The organism is Cedecea sp. B1(4) (genome assembly GCF_059414925.1).
Genome location: NZ_JCAHMZ010000024.1, coordinates 1 through 1,657 on the forward strand (window position 1 = coordinate 1; position 1,657 = coordinate 1,657).

The 1,657-nt window shown below is 43.8% G+C and carries 3 protein-coding genes and 1 pseudogene; 2 read left to right on the plus strand and 2 right to left on the minus strand.

Annotated features, from left to right (window positions below; genetic code table 11):
• Positions 1-237, minus strand: a pseudogene (locus ACR6JA_RS21960) (hypothetical protein); the annotation flags it as partial.
• On the opposite strand from ACR6JA_RS21960, the gene ACR6JA_RS21965 reads away from it, so the two are divergent.
• Positions 132-605 carry a phage tail protein gene (locus ACR6JA_RS21965; protein ID WP_494599491.1) on the plus strand — a complete coding sequence of 158 codons (474 nt, stop codon included), beginning with the start codon at positions 132-134 and terminating at the stop codon, positions 603-605. The pseudogene ACR6JA_RS21960 and the gene ACR6JA_RS21965 overlap by 106 nt on opposite strands.
• Positions 605-1,204 carry a tail fiber assembly protein gene (locus tag ACR6JA_RS21970; protein WP_494492626.1) on the plus strand — a complete coding sequence of 200 codons (600 nt, stop codon included), beginning with the start codon at positions 605-607 and terminating at the stop codon, positions 1,202-1,204. Before ACR6JA_RS21965 ends, ACR6JA_RS21970 begins: the two co-directional genes overlap by 1 nt.
• Before the next feature lie 76 nt (positions 1,205-1,280).
• Here ACR6JA_RS21970 and ACR6JA_RS21975 read toward each other — a convergent pair.
• Positions 1,281-1,657, minus strand: a 377-nt coding sequence (locus tag ACR6JA_RS21975; protein WP_494599493.1) for a gp53-like domain-containing protein, incomplete at its 5' end; no start/stop codon positions are given.

Genomic DNA, 1,657 nt, shown 5'->3' on the forward strand with positions numbered 1-1,657 from the left:
GTTTTGGTCATTTGTTGACACCCTGACATAGCCTATCAGCATGACGTTTTGCCTCATAAAAGGCTGAGAGCATGCCACGGCGCGGCAGGATGTGCATTTTCTTAAAGGTTGGTTTGGGGGAAGGATCGGCTTTGCCGGTTGGTGTGCCTGTTCCGTGGGCGTTGTCTGTAGCGCCGGCAGGATGGTTGAAATGCAATGGCGCAGCGTTTTCAGCGGCTCAATATCCAAAACTTGCACAGGTATATCCCGCGCTTGTATTGCCTGATTTACGTGGGGAGTTTATTCGTGGCTGGGATGATGGGAGAGGGGGGGACGCAGGGCGTGCATTACTGTCATTACAGGGTGATACAATACGTAATATTCGAGGGAGTATAGTCGCTTATACTCAAGGGCAGATAAATAATACAGTAGTTCTCCCAACGGGTGTTAATGGTGCCCTTGCCATATATGATTCAGGTGTAAATAATTCGATAATCCCTGTGCCCCAAAATTCATACCCTGTGACAAATTATGGTGTTTTGTTTGATGCCTCTTTAGTGGTTCCAACTTCAAACGAAAATAGACCTCGAAATATTGCATTTAACTTTATAGTGAGGGCCGTATAATGACTGACGCAAAATTAAACAACGATCTTATTGCGACACTGGCTGGAGAAATTAATGTATTTAACTATGATGGGTATACGAAAGAGTATCTTTCTTTAACGGTTGAATATCTTGCTATTGGAGTCGGTTTACCTGCCAATTCCTGCATTGATGTACCAGGCGAACGAAAAAAAGGGTTTGCCATTTGTCGAAAAAATGATCTTACAGCGTGGGAATATATCCCCGACCACAGAGGTGAAACGGTTTATAGGAAGTTTGATGGCGATAAAATCACTATCTCAACACTGGGTGATTATCCATCGGATGTAACGACAATCGCCCCTGTAACTGTCTATGATAAATGGGATGGCGAAAAATGGGTGACAGATATTAGTGCGATGAAGAAAGATGATATTTCTGATGCGGAACTAAAGCGGCAAACCCTGTTAAGTGAAGCAAACAATATCACTGCTGATTGGCGAACAGAACTCACCTTGGGTATTATCAGCGATGCTGATAAAGAGAAATTAATCGTCTGGATAGAATATATCAAAGCGATGAAGGCGGTAGATACCTCCACCGCGCCTGATATCAAATGGCCTCTGAGGCCAGCCGTGTAAACAATGATTCGGCACAATACTTTATTGTGCCGATAAAGACACGCCTTACATTGTTAATGGATTATATACATGGAGATTAAACACCTACTGCAAACCAATTAAATGCACTCTGTCCATTAACCAATCCTGTGCCATCATACTGAAGGCAGCGAGCTTGAAATCCGTTATTATTATTAATTAGATCGTTGACGATGATAGATTGAATCACTGTTGGTAAGGATGATTGGCGATACCCAAAACCGATGAAAAATGGCCGTTGGGAAAATGGCACCGAATAATTTATTGTTGCTGTACCAGTGTTTAGATCGGGACCACTCGCACCCCACTGTATTAATAACCCACCCGGCAAGAACTGATAGCCGGTTGATTTTAAATCTCGCCTGAAGTCATTCGCATCAGGTATCTGGTTCGCACCAGTTCCAACTCCTCGTTTCGCCGCCTCCCCCAAACCAA